This is a genomic window from Flavobacterium sp. AC274 (assembly GCF_979258275.1).
The window spans coordinates 2,729,147-2,748,188 of record NZ_OZ409852.1 but is presented as its reverse complement, the minus strand read 5'-3'; the positions used below and the strand labels follow the sequence as shown (position 1 = coordinate 2,748,188).

General features: G+C 35.6%; 8 protein-coding genes and 2 pseudogenes. All 10 read right to left on the bottom strand.

Annotated elements, in window-relative coordinates; genetic code table 11:
- Positions 1–39: 39 nt before the first annotated feature.
- On the bottom strand, positions 40–2,463 hold the full coding sequence (locus ACZZZT_RS12515; protein WP_463460617.1) for a sugar-binding domain-containing protein: 2,424 nt from the start codon (positions 2,461–2,463) through the stop codon (positions 40–42).
- A 90-nt stretch (positions 2,464–2,553) separates the two neighbouring features.
- Positions 2,554–4,137: a glycoside hydrolase gene (locus ACZZZT_RS12510; RefSeq protein ID WP_463460616.1), complete on the bottom strand. Its 1,584-nt coding sequence runs from the start codon at positions 4,135–4,137 to the stop codon at positions 2,554–2,556.
- A gap of 284 nt (positions 4,138–4,421) precedes the next feature.
- Positions 4,422–6,059, bottom strand: coding sequence for a glycoside hydrolase (locus ACZZZT_RS12505; RefSeq protein ID WP_463460615.1), 1,638 nt, complete (start codon positions 6,057–6,059; stop codon positions 4,422–4,424).
- Positions 6,059–7,660 carry a RagB/SusD family nutrient uptake outer membrane protein gene (locus ACZZZT_RS12500; RefSeq protein ID WP_463460614.1) on the bottom strand — a complete coding sequence of 534 codons (1,602 nt, stop codon included), beginning with the start codon at positions 7,658–7,660 and terminating at the stop codon, positions 6,059–6,061. Before ACZZZT_RS12500 ends, ACZZZT_RS12505 begins: the two co-directional genes overlap by 1 nt.
- 11 nt (positions 7,661–7,671) lie before the next feature.
- Positions 7,672–10,704: a SusC/RagA family TonB-linked outer membrane protein gene (locus ACZZZT_RS12495; protein WP_463460613.1), complete on the bottom strand. Its 3,033-nt coding sequence runs from the start codon at positions 10,702–10,704 to the stop codon at positions 7,672–7,674.
- Between the two features lie 45 nt (positions 10,705–10,749).
- A complete protein-coding gene (locus ACZZZT_RS12490) occupies positions 10,750–12,147 on the bottom strand; it encodes a cadherin repeat domain-containing protein (protein WP_463460612.1) in 1,398 nt (465 codons plus the stop codon).
- Positions 12,148–12,597: 450 nt separating this feature from the next.
- A complete protein-coding gene (locus ACZZZT_RS12485; RefSeq protein WP_463460611.1) occupies positions 12,598–16,647 on the bottom strand; it encodes a hybrid sensor histidine kinase/response regulator transcription factor in 4,050 nt (1,349 codons plus the stop codon).
- A gap of 291 nt (positions 16,648–16,938) precedes the next feature.
- On the bottom strand, positions 16,939–17,415 hold the full coding sequence (locus ACZZZT_RS12480; RefSeq protein WP_463460610.1) for an N-acetyltransferase family protein: 477 nt from the start codon (positions 17,413–17,415) through the stop codon (positions 16,939–16,941).
- Between the two features lie 217 nt (positions 17,416–17,632).
- Positions 17,633–18,231 (bottom strand): annotated as a pseudogene (locus ACZZZT_RS12475) (REP-associated tyrosine transposase).
- A gap of 324 nt (positions 18,232–18,555) precedes the next feature.
- Positions 18,556–19,026 (bottom strand): annotated as a pseudogene (locus ACZZZT_RS12470) (SMI1/KNR4 family protein); the annotation flags it as partial.
- Between the last annotated feature and the right edge of the window lie 16 nt (positions 19,027–19,042).

Genomic DNA, 19,042 nt, shown 5'->3' with positions numbered 1-19,042 from the left:
TCGTTCCTCAGGAACTTAAAACTAATTACATTTTACTTCTTACTTCACATTCACAGTAACTTCAACCGGTTTTAACCATTGACTTGTAAACGTAACTTTAATAGGCTGAGACGATTCTCCTGTTGCCTGAACATAAGCCGCAATATGCCCGTGATATACTCTCTGTACATTATCTGTATAATCTGTCATGTCACTATTGTTTCCGGCTTCTAGTCCTAACAATGTTCCTGACCCCGTAATTGTGCAGGTAACTTCATTATCTGAAAGCATTACAGGAAGACCATTTTGATCTTTTAGCTGCACCATAATTTTAGCTACACCTTTGTCTTTTGCAATTGTGATATTAGTATCAGCAATGGTTAATTCAACAGGTTGTTGTGTCGAATTAATCGTGTATCTGCTTACTTCTTTGTCGTCTTTGTTTAGACCAATTGCTTCTAATTTTCCAGCAGTAAACGGAATATCCCAATAAATAATTCCTGTTTTCTCATCATAAGCTTTTGTCTCACCAACTACTTTTCCGTTTAACTCTAAACGAGCTTTTGCAGCATTTGTATAGCACACAACGCGAATCTTTTCACCTTGAGTGTAATTCCAGATTGCCCACGCATCTTTAGAAATATCCTTTTCATTTTTTAAAGGATAAGTTCCGATGTAAGCCATTGGTTTATCAGACCATAAAGATTGACGGAAATATCCTCTCGGTTTGATAATCCCCGCAAAATCAACTAAACCAGAGTAAAATCCTCTTGAAGGCCATCTTCCTGATTCTCCTAAATAATCAATACCTGTCCAAAGGAATTGTCCAAAAATATGTTTGTTATTTTTTACGGCCAGCCAAGGCTCCATATCGTGAACATTCTCGCTTCCGAAAATAACTCTGTTTGGATATTTTTCGTGATCTGATTTATATTTGCTTTCTGTATAATTATATCCTGTAATATCTAAAGCTCCCGGATATTCTGTTTCGTTAGACATTGCTACACCGGCCAAACCAGCAGTTGTCGGACGGGATTTATCGTATTTTTTTACTGCTGCAACCAAGCGTTTTGCAATTACTCCAAGACGCATGGCATCTGGTGCCTCTTTTTTATAACCTCCGTAAGCCGCTTGTCCAAAACCCTCTTTTCCTTTATCTAAAACGGGGTGCGAATAAGGATCGTTTGGATAATCTACCTCGTTACCAATACTCCAGGCAAAAACCGAAAGATGATTTCTGTCACGACGTACAAAATCTTCCAGATCTTTTTCTCCATAATCTGCAAAAATATCAAACGAACCCTCGAATCCCGGTGTTCCGTAATTCCAGCCTTCTAACCATTTACGTTTTGGGAATTCCCATTCGTCATACGCTTCGTTCAATACTAATAATCCTAATTCATCGCAAAGCTCATAAAAAACCGGTGCTTGTGGATTATGACTTGTACGGATCGCATTTACGCCAATTTCTTTTAATGTTTTCAATCTGGTTTCCCAAACTTCGCGGGGTACTGCAGAACCTAAAACTCCGGCATCGTGATGCAAACAAACGCCTTTCATTTTCATCCATGTCCCATTTAAAGCAAAACCATTATTTGGATCAAAAGTGAACGTTCTAAAACCCGTTTTTGTAACCGTTTGATCTATTTGTTTTCCATCTTTCAGGACGGTTGTTTTAAGCTGATATAAATTTGGATTATTGATGTCCCATAATTGTGGATTTGTGACATTTAATTTTGCCGCAATTTTACCGCTTTGATTGGCCGCAACCTCAACTTTATTGGAAGCTTTTGCAACCGATTTTCCGTCTTTTGAAATCAATTCGTTAACTACAGTTAAAGTTGATTTTGCAGAAGAACCATTCTCTACATCAATCTCAACATTTAGGGTTCCCACTCCCTTTTTTACTTCGGGATAGGCGTAAACACCCCATTGTGCAATATGAACCGGATTTGCATAAACTACCCAAACATCTCTATAAATTCCAGAACCTGTATACCATCTGGAATCGGCACTTTGACTGTGATCTACACGAACTGAAATCGTGTTTTCTCCGCCATATTTTACAAACTGAGTTGCATCATAAGCAAAAGAAATATATCCGTTAGGGCGTTTTCCTAAAGAATGTCCGTTGATAAAAACTTCACTTCTGTTGTAAACTCCTTCAAAATACAAATACACTTTTTCTCCGGCTTTGCTCTGCGGAATATTGATTGATTTTCTATACCACCCAATACCACCCGGTAAATAACCTGTACAACTTGCCAGCGTTGGACTTAGCTGTCCTTTTACGCTCCAGTCGTGAGGTACATTTACCGACTGCCATTTGCTGTCGTCAAAAGTGGTGTTTTTTGCATCTGAAATATCCTGAAGATTAAATTTCCAGTTGTCATTGATTTTTTTCGAATCTCCAAACGAAATCTGGCTGAATGCCGAGACGCACGAAAAGAGTAAAACAGGTAATAAGCTCTTTTTTGTAAACACTATTCTTAATTTTTAGTTGTTGTTTTTAGTTTTCTTTGTTTCAGGTTTCAAGTTTCAGGTCTCACACAGAACTTGAAACCTGAAACTTTTTTAATATTCCAATTCTCCCACAAACGTTACAATAGATTTTGCAGGGATTTCCAGATTATCAATTTTCTGAGTGTTGGTTCTTTTTAAATTTGAATTTTCAGAAGTTATATACGGAGTAAACTCGTTGTTTTTAAGCACTCCTTTTGATAAATTGAATTTGTATTTCTGATTCGATTTTCCGCAGTTTACAGCAACAACAATCATTTTTTTGTTTGTCTTGTCTTTATAAGCGGTCAACATAACATCATTTGCTGCATCGAGTTCATCTTGATTTGGAACATCAATTCTCAACATTCCCGGACGCACAAACAAAGAGTAATTTCCTAAAGCCCAAAGCAGTTTTGAATCGTGAAATTCTCCATCGTTTCTCACATAATCCGGTGTGGTTCCGCCGTTGCTTTTTCCATCATCCAGATAAATCAATCCGTCTTTGTAATCAACTCTCGTTATAGAAGTCCACCATTGCCATGAAGCCGCATTAGCGACAGCAATATCGTTATGAATCAAACGTGCTACGAATAAAGCGGTCTGCATTCCTAAATCTCTTCCTCCTCCTGAACCACCCGGAATTTCCACTTCTCCCGGATTTTCTAAAATACAATATTCAGATTGCCAATATTTTAATCCCGGATTTTGTTTCACATTCGCAGCGATCAATTTTCGGCTTAAAACTTGTTTTTCTATTGGCCAGGTTGTAAAATAACTGTGACCTAAAATTACATTTTTAACATTTGGAAATTTCGAAATATTTGTTTTTGTTTTTCCGAAGAAATAGTCAATCTGATTGTCTCTGTTTTCGCCATTTACATTTTCATATAAATAATTGATTTGTGCGGCTTCGGCAATTACAATTTCGGTGCTCATTTTTTGAGCTTTTAATTTTTCTGAAAGTGATTTGGTCAAATCATAAATTTCCTGATTGGTTGCAGGTGTCCCTTCCTGACTGTTTGTATCACCGTGTTTTGGCATCCACTCCCACTGCGGTTCGTTTATCGGACTTATATAATCGAATTTTATTCCTTCTTTTTTCTCTAATCCCTGAATACTTTGAACTAAGAAATCGGCAAATTTTGGAATTGCACCATCTTTTAGATTCAGTTTATTCTTTTGAGAGGCAAAAGATAATCCGTTGTTTGTCATATAAACTGGCGGACTATTGGTAAAAATCAGGAATTTTTCAACACCTCGTTTTTTAGCTGCCTGCAAAAACCATCTTTGTCCTTCCTGTTTCGAGAAATCATAAGTTCCGTCAGCTTGCAGAAAAGATTCGCTTCTTCTCCATTCGTCCGAAACTTTGCTGTTTTCGCCTTGCTCTGTACTTCCCGCACCTAAATTAAATCTCCAGATCGAAAGCCCAATTCCTTTTGGATTTCCCTGTGCATCGATTTCTTTGCTAAAAAGTAAATCGGCAATGGCATTCTTTTTCTGTTCCGGCCATTTACCCACAAACTGGCATCTCCAGGCATCAGAACCTCCAAAACCATCCATGGTTTGTACAACATTATCTGTGCTAATGGTTATGGTTCGCTGTCCGTAAGACAGCGAACTCATTACCAATAAAAGCGAGATATAGGTTTTTCTCATTTTCTTTTTATTCTTTAAGTCTTTATATAAACCCGACAGGTTTTAAAAACCTTTCGGGTTTGCTAATCTTTGTAGAGCTTCTCGCGGAGATCCCTCGTTCCTCGGGATGACATACTTTACGATTAATTACTTTACTTCAAAGTTTTATGCAATCTATTCGTCATCTAAATCCAATAACAAACATTGTGGTTATTTATCTTTGTCAAAGTTTAAAACTTTGACAAAGATTTGCGCATCGATTCTAAAACCTTTGAACCTTTGCCTCTTTGAACCTCTGAACCTTATTATTTATACGTTCCAACATAAGTCACAACTGACTTCGCAGGAATTGTAAAATTAGAAACATCTACAGCTGCACCTTTTTTCAAACTTAAAGTTTCAGAAGTTGTGTACGGCGTAAATTTATTATCTGCTAAACTTCCTCCCGTAAGATTTAATTTGTAGGCTTTCGCCGATTTGCTAATGTTAACTGCAACGACAACTAATTTCTTTGTTGCCGCATCTTTATATGCCGTTACCATTACATCATTCACGGAAGTGCCATTATCAACACTCGGAATCTGAACTCTTACCATTCCCGGTTTTACGAAGAAAGAGAAGTTTCCTAAAGCCCAAAGCGTTTTAGAATCTCTAATGTATCCGTCGTTTTTGCAGTAATTTGAATCTCCCGCTCCGTTGCTTGCATTGTCATCAACGTGAATCAACCCATCTTTGTAATCACCACGGCTTATTGCAGTCCACCATTGCCATGACGTAACGCCACCAACAGCAATATCTGTACTGATAATACGGGCTGTCCAAAGTGCCAGCTGAATTCCTAAATCTCTTCCCGGACCTCCGCCTCCTGACAATTCTGATGTTCCGGGACTTTCTAAAACACAATATTCTGAAGACCATAAACTAACTGCACCAACTGACTGAATTCTTGAAGCCGCTTGTTGTCTTGAAGAAATCAGTTCGTTCAAAGGCCAGGCCTGCCAGTAACTGTGTCCGGAAATGGTTTTCTTTACGTTTGATAATCCTGTTATTTTTTTAGCAGAATTTGCTGCAAAGAAATAATCAATCTGATTGGATCTGCTTTCTTTACCTGAAACGGTTTTATATAAAGATTCGTAAGCTCCGGCTTCCCCAACAACAATTTGAGCCGTAAGCCCTTTTGACTGCAATTTAGGAGATAATACATTTACAAAACTGTAAATGTTAGCATTGGTAGCAGGAGATCCTTCTTGTGCAGTTCCGTCCCACTCATATTGCGGCTCATTAAACGGACTCACATAATCGATTGTTAAACCTTGTTCTGTTTTTAATTTATCTAATGCAGTAACCCAGAAATCAGCCAATTCCGGCATTTTTCCATCTTGCAAATTATAAAATTCTTTTATGCTGGCGTGTGCTTTTCCGTTTTGAGTTAAATAAACCGGTGCACTGTTGGTAAAAGCTAATAATTTCTCAACACCACGTTCTTTTGCAGCTTTCATAAACCAAACTTGTCCGGCTTGTTTGCTCATGTCATACGAAACTCCATCTGTTGTAAAACATTCTGTACGTCTCCATTCATCTGAAATATCACTGGCATCGCCTTGTTCTGTACTTCCCGCTCCAAGATTAAAACGCCATAATGATAGTCCGATTCCTTTTGGGTTTCCGTCAGCATCCAATTCTCTGCTGAAAAGCAAATCCGCCATTTTATTTCTTTTATCAGAAGGCCAGTTTTTTCCAATGAAATTACATTGCCAGGCATCAGAAGCACCAAAACTTTCCATGGTTTGGAGATTCATATCCAGATTTACACTTAATTCTGCAATGGTGTTTTCAGCACCTGAATCATCTGATTTTTCAGAATCGCAACTAATCATAAAAAAGTTAGCGAAAAGCAAGCCTGCACATAGCAGACTTACTTTTTTGTTATTTATAAATTTCATTAATATCCTGGATTTTGTTTGATTACTCCTCCACTTAAGTCAATTTCCATTTGAGGTATTGGCCACAATAAGTTTTTGGCAGGGTTAAAATTGATTCCTTTATCCTGAGGTTCTCTCAAATTGGTTGTTTCATAAGGGTCTGCAGAGTTCAGGTTGTATTGAACAAAAGTTCCGTTTGGTCCCATCAAAGATTCAATAACCGGTTTTCCGGTAGTTGGGTCTTTTTCACGACGGATATCGTACAAACGCAATCCTTCAAAAGCCAATTCTAAACGACGCTCTTTATAAATTTGGTTCAGCAATGTCGGACCAGATAAACCTGTTTTTGGATCTAATTTTACACGTGCTCTGATAATATTGATATCTGCCAATGCATCTCCTCCTGTATGGTAATTTGCTTCAGCTCTTGTCAGATACATTTCAGCCAGACGAATCAATGGAATGTTCAAAGGCAAATGCCCGTCTTTATTATCTAAAGCACGACGTGTTGCTATCGGAATATAATATTTACGACAGATACGTCCTGATTTATTGTCATTTAAACTGAATTTATGTGTTGGATTCAAAACCTCATCTCCATAAGCAGCCTCTCCCCATTTTGTAATAGTGCTTCTGCGACGGATAACATCATTTTCAGAAAGATAAGCATTTTCTAAATCACTGGTTGGCATACACCATCCCCAACCGTCCAAAACATCTGCGGCATCATTGCTTGGAAAGTTTTTCTTGTCTTCTCCTCTTGCCCCTGCCAATGTTGGTAATGCAGAACCTAAAGTTTTGTTTTGTACATCTGAAGATTGTGCTTCTAAAATGGATTCGACACCGTTGTGATTGTTTACATTCCAAATGTTTAGGAAATCAGCTTCTAATGCAAAAGGACCTTCTGTGATTACTTTGTTTGAATATTGTTTGGCCTCTGCCCATTTTTCCTGAAATAAAGAAACACGCGCCAATAAAGCATAAGCTGCCCATTTGTTTATTCTTCCGTTTCTGTTTACCGGAATAGTTTCCAGTTTTGCAGCAGACTCTTTAAGATCAGCTTCAATCTGAGCATACACTTCTGCAGCAGAATTGCGTTCTAATTTTAAATCACCTGTTCCTAATGATGTTGTATAGACTGGAACCCCTCCGAAAAGGTTTACGAGTTCATAATAACAATAGGCACGAACAAATAGAGATTCTCCCATATATTGATTCTTTTGAGAATCAGAAATTGGTGCCAAAGCCATTTTCTCCAAACCAATATTTGCTGATTGAATGGTATAGAAATGCGCTGTATAACTGCTGTTCATATCTCCCATATTATCCGGCGAGATAATATATTGAGAACTTGGTCTGTGCGCACTGTTGTCCTGACCTGTATTACCCATCCATGCATCATCTGTTGCCATTTCGTTGGTAACTCTTGGTGCAACCAATACCCACCAATCATTGGTAACTAACAATCTGCGGGTTAATTCGTTGGTATAATTTTCGCATTCCTGTGCCGTTTGAAAGTAGTTTTCTAAGGTTTGCTTTCCTCTTTCGTCTTTTTCAATAAAATCAGAGCAGGAAACTGCAACTGCAGCTAAAGCTATTATTGATAAAATTATTTTTTTCATGTTCGTTTTTATTAAAATGCTACATTAAGACCCATCAAAATTGTTGGCTGTACAGGATAGTTCCATTCTCCAAAACCTGCTCCTTTTACTCTGTCGCCCTTATCCGGATCTCCTCCTGCAACTTCAGGATCAACTCCCGTATATTTTGTCCAAGTCCATAAATTCTGGCCTGATAAAGAAATTCTAAGCTTGTCTAATCCGAATTTATTATAGAATGAAAATCCTAACTGTAAGTTTTTCATACGGACATAAGAACCATCTTCTACGTATAAAGAAGAAAATTTAGTGTAGTTCTCATTATTATCATCTTTAGACAAACGAGGAATAGAATTAGAAGTTCCTTCTCCGTGCCATGCTTTTTGGTCTAATCCGCTTACTTTGTTGGTTAAACTTGCACCGTTGTATAAATCTGAAATGGTTGTATTGACGATATCATTTCCGATACTGGAATAAAAATTAGCTACCAAATCAAATTGTTTGTAGGCAAAATTTAAATTCAGTCCGATGTTGTAATCCGCCCATGGAGAACCAATTTTAGTACGATCTTTGTCATCTAATTTTCCGTCTCCGTTAACATCTTTAAAACGAATGTCTCCTTCTTTTGCATAAGGTTGTAATTTAGTTCCGTGCTCATCTGTATGAGAATTTAATTCGGTTTGATTTTGGAATAAACCATCAGCAACGTATCCGTAGAAATAACCTGGTTCATCTCCTTTTACAGTCACACTTCTGTTATTAGCTCCGTACAGTTTTTCTCCATCAGAAGATAAAGACAACATCTCAACATCAACCGTTGTAAAAGTTACATCGGCACCATAAGAGAAATCCCCTTTTTTATCTTTATAAGAAATTAGCAAATCGATACCGCTGGATTGCATAGAACCTACGTTTGTCCAGATTGTGGCATTTTCAGGAAATCCGCTATAAGCTGGAAATTGCTTTAAGAATAACATATCATTTGTTTTTTTCTGATAATATTCTAATGATCCTGAAAGCTTGTTTTTCCATAATCCGAAATCGATTCCAAAACTCATATCTTCAACAGTTTCCCATTTAATGTCTTTATTGGCCATAGAAGAAGGAAATGAAGTATCTCCCACAACATCTCCGATAGGATAAAATCCTTGCCCAATGTTGGACTGATACACTTGCGTTGGCAATCCCTGATTCCCTACTTTACCCCAACCTGCTCTAAATCTAAGATCGCTTAGAACATCTTTAGTAGATTCCATAAATCCTTCGTTCAAAATCCTCCATGAAACAGATGCCGAAGGGAAATTTGCCCATTTGTTGTTCGTCATAAATTTAGAAGAACCATCACGTCTGAAAGTTCCCGTGAAATAATATTTATTGTCGTAGTTATAAGAAAAACGAGAAATATAAGACATCAATGAACTTGACCAAGTGTTACCTTTACTATCGCGGTTTTTAGTTGCTGCATTTACCTCTCTCATTAAATCTGAGTTATTAGGCACACCTTCTCCGTAACCCCAAACATCATTGCCATTGTACTCTTCCATTGTATTACCAATCATTAGGGAAACATTGTGTTTTTCTGCAAATGTTTTAGAATAGGTAATTGTATTTTGCCATGTCCAGTCTACATTATTAGTAGCCCATCTTTCAACCTTATTTATCTCCTCTTTTTCGTGTGCAGCATCAATTATAAAATCGGGTCTGAACCTGCTTCTTATTTTATCACCAACTTCAACAGAAGCCTGTGTACGAAATACTAAGCCTTTGATTGGAGTATATTGTAAATACCCATTTGTATTTAAGTTATATTGATCTGTAAAATCATCATATCTCTTTACAGCTGCAACCGGATTCCATACATACGAAGGCGAACGCGCATAAATACTGTATTCATTTTCGCTTCCTGTTAACTGATCTGCCGGTTTGTAAATTGGCGTAATGGGATCAATTTTATCAAAATCTGCCCAGTTTCCAGGCTGGCCATAGGTTTCATAACGCGGATTTAAAGTGATTCCGGCAGAGAATTTATCTGAGAATTTAAAATCATTGGCAATTCTTAACGTAATTCTCTCCCAACCTCCTACTTCATAAATAGATTCTGCATCATAATAGTTCATACTGATGGCATAAGTATGTTTTTCAGAACCACCACTAACACTTAAAGAAGCATTTGTAACGGGAGATCCACCTTTAATTCCGGCTTTCCACCAATCTGTCGTTTTACCTTTGTATTGAGAAGGGTTTGGCAAATAATCCGCATAACCAGAATTGTTGTATGCTTTGTTCATGATTGTTGCATATCCTTCGGCATCAGCCATATGATAGGGATTGTTCATAAGCTGCATCCCTGAACTTATATCAAAGTTGAATCTTGTCTGACCCACTTTCCCTTTTTTGGTAGTGATCAGAATAACTCCGTTAGAAGCACGTGAACCATAAATAGCACTTGCAGAAGCATCTTTTAAAACTTCCATCGATTCAATTTCATTCGGGCTCAAAAAGTTTATACTGGTTCCCATTGGTATACCATCCACTACATAAAGAGGAGAAGTATCCAGATTTAACGTAGAAATACCACGGATCAAAACTCTTGGCTGTGCACCAGGGCCTCCTTGTCCAGTTACCTGAACCCCGGAAACCTTCCCTTGTAATGATTCGGTCACATTACCCACTGTCATGGTTTGGAGTTCTTTTCCTTTAATAGAAGAAATAGAACTCGTTACATCGCTCTTTTTTACCGCGGCGTAACCTACAACGACAATCTCATCTAGTGTCTGGCTTGATTCCTCAAGCACAACATCAAAAGTTGTTTTATCGCCAACCTGAATTGTTTTGTTAGAAAAACCAACAAACGAGAATTCAATTTGAGCATTTTTATTGGGTACACTGATAGAAAAGTTCCCGTCAAAATCTGTTGATGTTGTTGTTGAAGTTCCTTTTACTGCTAAATTAACTCCGGGAATTGGCACATTGCCTTTATCCTTAACAGTTCCTTTTACCGTTATTTGCCCGAATGTCGCGGCGGTGCACAACATGGTGATAAATAACCATATAAATTTATATTTCATATTAATCTATTTTTTTATTAATGCTAAAACTTAAGTTCTAACAAACTATTTTTTTGTGATAAAGACTCTTTCCAATTCTGTATCCAATACAACTTTGTATACTCCCGGAGCAGCTGGATATTTTGCATTTCCATTTTCACCCGGTGACATTGTAGCAATACCATTTTTGATTAATCTCCATGACGGACTCCACCATTGACCTGTAAAAGTGGCTTCCAATTGTCCTGTCAGCGTATACTCACCAACTAATTGATATGCATTATTTGGGTTATTTGCCAAATGCAATCCGGTTTGTGTCCAGGCTGTCCATGTATCCCAGTCTGCACCCTGAATACCACCGCCACATACGCTCACAAAAGGTCTTCTTAAAGCTTCGTCATCACTCCATAATCCATTGGCAACATCAGCCCAAACTTTGCTTGAAGGCGTATATTTAGTAACTGTATAAGCTAGTGTATTTGGGTTTACTTTTATATTGTAATACCCTTTTGTTGGTAAAATAATTGGTGTTGCCGTTAAATCGTCTACTAAACCTCCAGCTGCATTTAATCCGAAACAATGTGGGGCAAAGTCCGCTTCCTGACCTAAGAAATAAACTTCTTTATTGTCTTTATCAGCATAATATTTAAACTCAAAATCCTGTCCGTTTTTCTCGTGGAAATACATTGGTACACCCACAGCATCAGTAGTCAGATTAGTACCTTTTGGCTGATCACATAAATAGAGGGCAGGATATTCATTTGTCGCCACAATATTGATATTTAAAGATCCTGTATTGGGAATCGTAAATTTATCTTTGGCAGTAATTGTCAATACATAATTTGCTGCAGTTACAGGTAAAGTATACGTTTTATTGAAAGTATAAGATTGAGGCGAGCCCGCTAACTGAATCGTTTCATCAATACCTAAAGCTTCACATTTTACCTGAACATAATCTATTCCCGAATCATCGTTTACTACAAAATTTACTGGCATTTCATTGCTTGTTGACAATAAAATAACAGCTCCTTCTTTTGGCGTAACCATCGTTATTGCCGGTGCCGCAAATTCTCCATCCAGACGTAAATTGATATCTTCGTCAATGGCATTTCCCGAAACATCTGTTATTGTCAATTTAATTTTGAAAGATTCTGAGGTTCCCCTGTCCGAAGGCACTTCAAAAAAATAGCTTAAATCATATGTTTCAAGTAATGGGTCACTTGCAAACGTGATCATTTTATCTAAGGATAATTCAGGAATTTGAATTCTCACACTTTTTAGTCCTAAATCGTCATTAAGCACGGCTTTAATTTCGAATTTTCTGTTTGGTGCTCCGTAAATTTCCTTTGTTGTCACTACAGCTGTAGGATCATCAGAAGAAGGATAACCAGTTTCGTTATTTTGACATCCGGTAACAAGGACGGCAAAAAGGGCAAGAAAAAATAAAAATACATTTTTTTTCATTTCTTTAATTTTAAGGTTAGGTTAGTTAGTTTTTATGCTAAAAAATTGTTTGTTGAAGATGAGATAAACTCATTTTTGAAGAGCATCTAAATTGTCTTTCTAATAATAAAGAAATAGGACAATAAAAGATAATGGTGTGGTTTTTTGTCATTCTAGTAAAGTTTGGTTTATATTCTTTTTTCTTCTTAAACGTATAAGTGCAAAGAAATATGTAATACAGACTTCTAAGGAGGGGTAAAATGGAAAAAAAGGAGGTCAAAATGGAAATTAACTATTATTTTGGATTTAAAATTAACAAGTACAAAAAAATAATAGGGTATTTTTCAGGAATTCGTAATTATTAAATAATCCTCAAACTACAACTACAACGTTTGATTTTTTTTTAAAATTTTATACTCTTCTGCACAAAAAGCAAAAGAGTATTCAAAGAATAAAAACATAAAAGGATTGTTATTTGATGATATTCAGGTCAGAATTAAACGAATTTTTATACTTTTTAATATATTCTGAAGGTGTCATTCCGAAGAGTTTGACAAACTGCTGTCTGAAATATTTTGGATCTTCAAAACCAACTTCTGCACTTGCCTGCGCAATATTCATATCTTCTGTCAACATTAACATCGCCGCTCTTCGAATTCTGAGCGAACGAATAAAAGCATTTAAAGTCTGGCCTGAAATGATCTTGATTTTGGTATAAAGAGTTCTATGACTCATACCCATTTCGAGTGCAAAATTCTTAATCGTAAAATCTTTTTTATGAATATTGGCTTCGACAATATCGATACACTTTTTCAGGATTTCCTGATATTCAACCGGGACTTTTTGTGAGTTTTCCCTAAGTGTTATACTGTCTAAGAAATAAGTTCGCAGATTACTTCTGTTTCGCAATAATGACTCCACACGTGCTACGAGTATATCATCATCAAACGGTTTTGTAATATAATCATCCGCACCATCTGTGATTCCCTGTAAATGCGTTTCGCTATTTTTGGACGCCGTTAATAAAATAACAGGAATATGAGATAAACTGTCACTTTCTTTTATTTTTCGGCATAATTCGAGACCGTCCATATGTTCCATCGTGATATCGCTGATAACCAGATCAGGCATATGTTTCTTGGTCATCTTCAACCCCTCTTCTCCATTTTCAGCACTATAAACGATATAGTTTTTAGAAAATAATTTGATCAGATATGCCCTGATTTCTGCATTATCATCTATTATTAAAACGGTACGTTTATCAGTCAGCATAATTTTCTGAAAATCACTTTCTGAAACCATATTATTTAAAGACTGATTGTTTTCTTCAGAATCATCAATGATCAATTCATCAAATAACTGGCTTCTTGTTGCCACAACATCAGTAATTTCAATATCTTCAAAATGACTGTTTCCTTTAAGGAACGTCAAAGTAAAAGTGCTTCCTTTTCCTGGTTCACTGCTACAGTTTACTGTTCCCTTGTGTTTGTTTACAAAATATTTTACAATATAAAGTCCAATTCCAAAACCTGTTCCAACAGACACTTTTGAGTTGATCTGTTTGAATTTTTCAAAAATAACGTCAATATCTTTCTTTTCAATTCCATCGCCACTATCTGAAATTTCCAGGATAACTTCATTTGTATTTTCAGAAAGTTTCAGATTAATTTCCCCTCCAATTGGTGTGTATTTAAAGGCATTTGACATTAAATTAAATAAGGAAATTTCTATTTTTTCATAATCTCCAATAATTTCAATATCATGTTCCGGAATAGAAAATTGATAAGTAATGTTTTTCTCTTTTGCCTGATTTACGAAACATTGATACACTTCATTGCAAAGATTATTTACATTTATATTTGATAATCTGAGCGAATCAGCGTCATTTTCGGCTTTTCGAAAAAGAAGCAGCTGATCCACCAAACTCAAAAGCCTGCGGGCATTTCGATGCGCAATTGCCAAATCACTTCCGGAAGAACCATTTTGAACACTTTCTTTCTGAACTGCTTTTTTGAGCGGATTTATAATTAGCGAAAGCGGCGTTCTAAACTCGTGCGAGATATACGTAAACATCGACGATTGTTTTTCGGCGACTTCCTTTTCTTTCTTGCTTTCCAGCTCGGCTATTTTTACTTTATATTTTAGTTTTTCCTTATTTTTATGATATTCCAAATAAGCAAAAAGAATCCCTGCCATAGCCAATAAATACAACGTATATGCCCACCATGTTCTGTACCATGGCGGTAAAATTTCGATTGTCACAAGGCTTATTTCTTTATTCCATCCGCCTTTAAAATTCGTAGTTTTTACTTTAAAAGTATATTTCCCTTCGGTTAATCTGGCATAATTTGCTTTTCGTGCCTGACCCACATAATTCCACTGTGCATCCCAGCCTTCTAAATAATAGGCGTAATTTATTTTGTCGGCATTATTGTAATCTAAGGCAACAAACTCCAGCGATAAAGTGGTTTGATCGTAAGGCAGGCTTACTTCTTTTATTTTACCCGATTCCCATTCAGAAACCAAATCATTTTTGCTTTCTTCAATAGGCTGATTGTTTACGTAAAAATCGGTCAGCAATAAATTATTCTGTTGATTAAATCCTTTGATTGCTTCCGGAAAAAAGATATTAAAACCATTAATTCCTCCAAATAAAAATTCGCCTGTAGATAATTTAATTCCGGCATTAAAACTAAACTGATTACTTTGTAAACCATCGTTTACAGAGAAATTACGAAAGGTTTTTCTTTTTTTATCGAATCGACAAACGCCATTATACGTACTCATCCAAAGATTGCCTTCATTATCTTCTAGCATTCTTAAAATTGTATTCGAAGGTAAACCATCATCTGTAGTTAGTCTTTTAAAAGTATTAGTTTTTCGGTCGAATAATAACAATCCGCCTTCCTGGGTTCCCAGCCATAGATTTTTGTCCTTGTCTTCATGAATACATCGAACTGGATTTCCAATAGGAACTCTCGTAATTTTTTTGGTATTTTTTTCCAAAGAAAAGAGACTAGTATAATTACCACCCCAAAGTTTCCCGTCGCTTGTTTCTGTCAAACATTGCAAATTTGTAATCGATTTATCGAAAAGAACAAAAGTGTTTTTTGGTCTGTCAAAAAGATATAAAGAACCTTCGTTTGTAGCGCTGGCCCAAATATTTGCTTTTGAATCCTTGTAAACCAGCCAAATTTTCTTCTCGATTTGTTTGGTGAAAGGATTAAAACAAGAATATTGCGTAACTGAATTATTTCTGGGATTGATTTTGTTTACTCCGCCATTCCATGTCGATAGCCAAATTTCATTGTTATTATCGCGTACGATTCCGGTTATAAAAGAACTCGAAAGCTTGTTGCTGTAATTAGTGTAAGTATTGTTTTTTCGGTTCCAATATTTCAATCCTGCACCATCTGTCCCGACCCATAAATTTTTCTTTTCATCTTCACAAAAAGATAAAATAAAATTCTCTGCCGGATTTGTGGCGTTATAACGAATGCTTTTAAAATATTTAGGTGTGCTGCTGAGCATACTTATACCGCCGCGCAAAGAACCAAACCATTTATTACCTGTTTTGTCTTCGTATAAACTCCAGACTGAGTTGCTTTTGGCCAGCTGTACATCATTTATAACATTATATGGAATTGCTTTTTTATTTGTTCCGATGATTTTGTAGATACCGCAACCGTCTGTGGTAATCAAGATTTCCTTTTTCTTTCCCAATAGAATGTCGGTAACGCTGCATTTATTCGAAAAATAATTATCTGAAAGAACTCCTGATTTGGTATTAAAGAGAAAAATGCCTTCATCAGTTCCCAGCCAAAGATTTCCGTCAGAAGCCAATTTCATTGATTTTACTTCTTTAGAAAACGGAAAAACTACCTTTAAGGTTTTTGATTTGTAATTGTAACTACAGATTCCAATATTTCGTACATGAACCCAACAATGTTCCTTCTTTTTATCATCCTGAAGAGCAATTGCATCGTAATTATCAATACTAATATTATTGCCCAAAACTTTAAGCGGAATTTGTTTTCCGATGAAAGAACCGTTCTCAAAAGCAATTAATCCCAAATTCTGAGAAGCTACTAAAACTAAATTCTCAGACACTGATCGCATCTGGTGAATAATATCTTTTAAAACTTTATTTTTTTTGTTTAAAGAGGTATATTCGACAGGATGAAATGTAGCTGTCGTTTTACTGTAAATGCAAATCCCGTTGGAACCTCCAACCCAAATGTTTTTTCGGGAATCGCCTTCGATATTATAAATCGTATTAAAGAGTAATGATTTTTTATCGTTGATTCTGTTTCGGAAAACTTTGAAATTATAGCCATCATAGCGGTTCAATCCGTCATAAGTTCCAAACCAAAGATAACCATCACTGTCCTGAAAAATGGTGGTTACCGAATTATTAGACAAACCATCAGAAATATCAAGAAATTTTATAGGATTATCTTGTGTAAAACCTACAGAAGAAAAACCTATTAAAAAAAGAAGATGTAAAACAAAATACTTCAAAATAAAATGTTTTTGCCAGGTGTAACAAGTACAATTATAAGTTAATTTTATAGATATTTCATAAAAATGAGCAGATAAAAATTAATATACTCCTTTACTTGTACCATTTCACCCTTAATCTACATTTTTAATAAAATTATACCTGCAAAAAAAGCATCTGTGTATTAGTTATTATTTATAATTCTCCAATCATGTTTTTAATACGCGAAAGCAAAATATCAGGATTTGCTCCAGGAGCTTCGGCAACTAAAGCACAACGACACAGGCAAAATCAATTGTGAATTATGGTTCTTATGATATATCACAACGCATTGTTGTCAATATTTGTTTAAAACCAGCCTTTTCATAAGCTCTGATTGCTGCTTCGTTTTCAGAGTAAACTTCCAGTCTAATCTCGGTTATTCCTTGAGAGAAAACCCATTTTTTAAGATCATCAAGTAATAGATTATTCAAGCCTTTTCCTCTAAATTCCGGGCTTACATACATGAAACCAAGATATCCGAATAATTCATGGTTTTGATACGGTTTTGCTGATCGGATCTGCGCATATCCGCAACCAATAATTTGATTATTATAGTCAATAACAAGAAGTTCTGTTTTCTCATCAGGTATAAATTCTTCTATATTATAATAGAATATTTTCCCTTCTTTAAGTGTTGGGTCAAATGGTCGCTCTGCGGCAACCAGAAATTGTAGAAATTCTGCTAGTTTGGGTAAATCAGCAGTCGTGGCACATCTGATAATTATGTCTTTAGTATTTACATCCATATTTCAAATATACAAAAAATGATTTTTGAATAAATTAAGAAATACTCGAAATTGATATTCTCACTAGCACGAGGCTTTTATTCTAATATTGATTTCCCCCGTTCCTCGAAGTGTTCATTGCAATCGCTGCACAAATGTCTCTGACTTTGCGCCATTTTAAACAAATATTTCTCAAAAAAACCAAAACCTCATAAAGTCTCCGACTTTAAACCAAATTTTAATACAGATTATATTTCGTAAATGATTTAGAATCTAAAACATTAATTACAGGGTTATCAGCTTTTTCAATCGCCAACAATCCGTAATCATTAACATAATTGTTGGCGCTAGAATAAATATAATCTGAAGCTTTTGCAACCAGTCCTGCTCTAACAGGATTTAAATGTATATAATCTAATTTTGACCACATAAATTTATTGGTATAAATTTCTTCAGCGTGATTTCCGTATTGCCAAAACTGAAATTCTTTATTTCTCTGATGACTTTGAGCCGCTAATTTAAAACGTTCGAGCATCCACTCTTTTCTGCTTTCAGGGCTGTTTTTTATTTTATCCAAAATAGATTTCGCTATAAACTTTTTAAAATCCCTTATCAAGTCAGATAATTTCCCATTTTCTGACTGCACTATTAAATGAATATGATTACTCATAATGACATACCGTATAAAATCATTCCTTTGTTTTTTATACAATAATCTAAACACTCAATCACGATATCTCTATAAGTTTGTCGTGTAAAAACATCAATCCAGTCTACGACTGTTGGCGTTATAAAATCTGGTAAAGTTTGATCCCGAATTACGTAACCTTCTTTCATTTTAAGTTTTTTTCTTACAAAAATAATAGTTTTACCATACATTGTTTGTTTTTAAGAAATGATCGTAAAAAGTCGGAGACTTTTATTAATTTTTGATTTTCATAAGAACATAAAAAAATTGCGCAAAGTCAGAGACATTTGCGCAGCTTTTCATTAGAACTCTTTGAGGAGCGGGTATTCCCTAAACATGTAACAACTCCATAAAATCCAAAAGCCACTCCGTAATGAAGTGGCTTTTTGTTTGCTTTAGATTGTGGGTGTGCAGTCAAGAGACATTCATACAGCTTTTAATCAGCACTCTTTATATAACGGTAATCATTACCATTACTTCTCTGAACCATCATAATTATAATCATCTAAATTCCATTCAATCATTACTTCTTCTACCCATTCAATAAAATTACTATTTGAAATTTCAACATCATCATAGCTCTCATATACAAAATCCCATTGCCAAAATACTACTGGTGTTATTCCATCTACATTTTTTGATAAATCGAAGCAATAATGATTTCCTCTCCCATCAGGTGAAAATGGCAAAAATTGGGAAGGCATTTTATTAGAAACTTCAAAGTGCTCAAATTGATATACTTTTTCTAATGAAGAATTTTTAAATTCAATATCGTAACCAAATATTTCCGTTCCCAAAAGAGATATTTTATTATGCTTTTTTAAAATATATTTAAAATCATGAGGTAAAAGATAACCAATACTTTCCTCGAACAACTCTAATCTATTATCTTCTATTGCTTTTCCAAAAAATATAACATCACTTGAAAACTTATGTAACTCCTCTAATAAACTTTCACAT

What these genes read in the sequence shown, in the direction of transcription:
- ACZZZT_RS12480 (WP_463460610.1), bottom strand. Translation starts at nt 17,415, where the DNA reads ATGGATGTAAATACTAAAGACATAATTATCAGATGTGCCACGACTGCT.
- ACZZZT_RS12505 (WP_463460615.1), bottom strand. Translation starts at nt 6,059, where the DNA reads ATGAAATTTATAAATAACAAAAAAGTAAGTCTGCTATGTGCAGGCTTG.
- ACZZZT_RS12490 (WP_463460612.1), bottom strand. Translation starts at nt 12,147, where the DNA reads ATGAAAAAAAATGTATTTTTATTTTTTCTTGCCCTTTTTGCCGTCCTT.
- ACZZZT_RS12500 (WP_463460614.1), bottom strand. Translation starts at nt 7,660, where the DNA reads ATGAAAAAAATAATTTTATCAATAATAGCTTTAGCTGCAGTTGCAGTT.
- ACZZZT_RS12495 (WP_463460613.1), bottom strand. Translation starts at nt 10,704, where the DNA reads ATGAAATATAAATTTATATGGTTATTTATCACCATGTTGTGCACCGCC.
- ACZZZT_RS12510 (WP_463460616.1), bottom strand. Translation starts at nt 4,137, where the DNA reads ATGAGAAAAACCTATATCTCGCTTTTATTGGTAATGAGTTCGCTGTCT.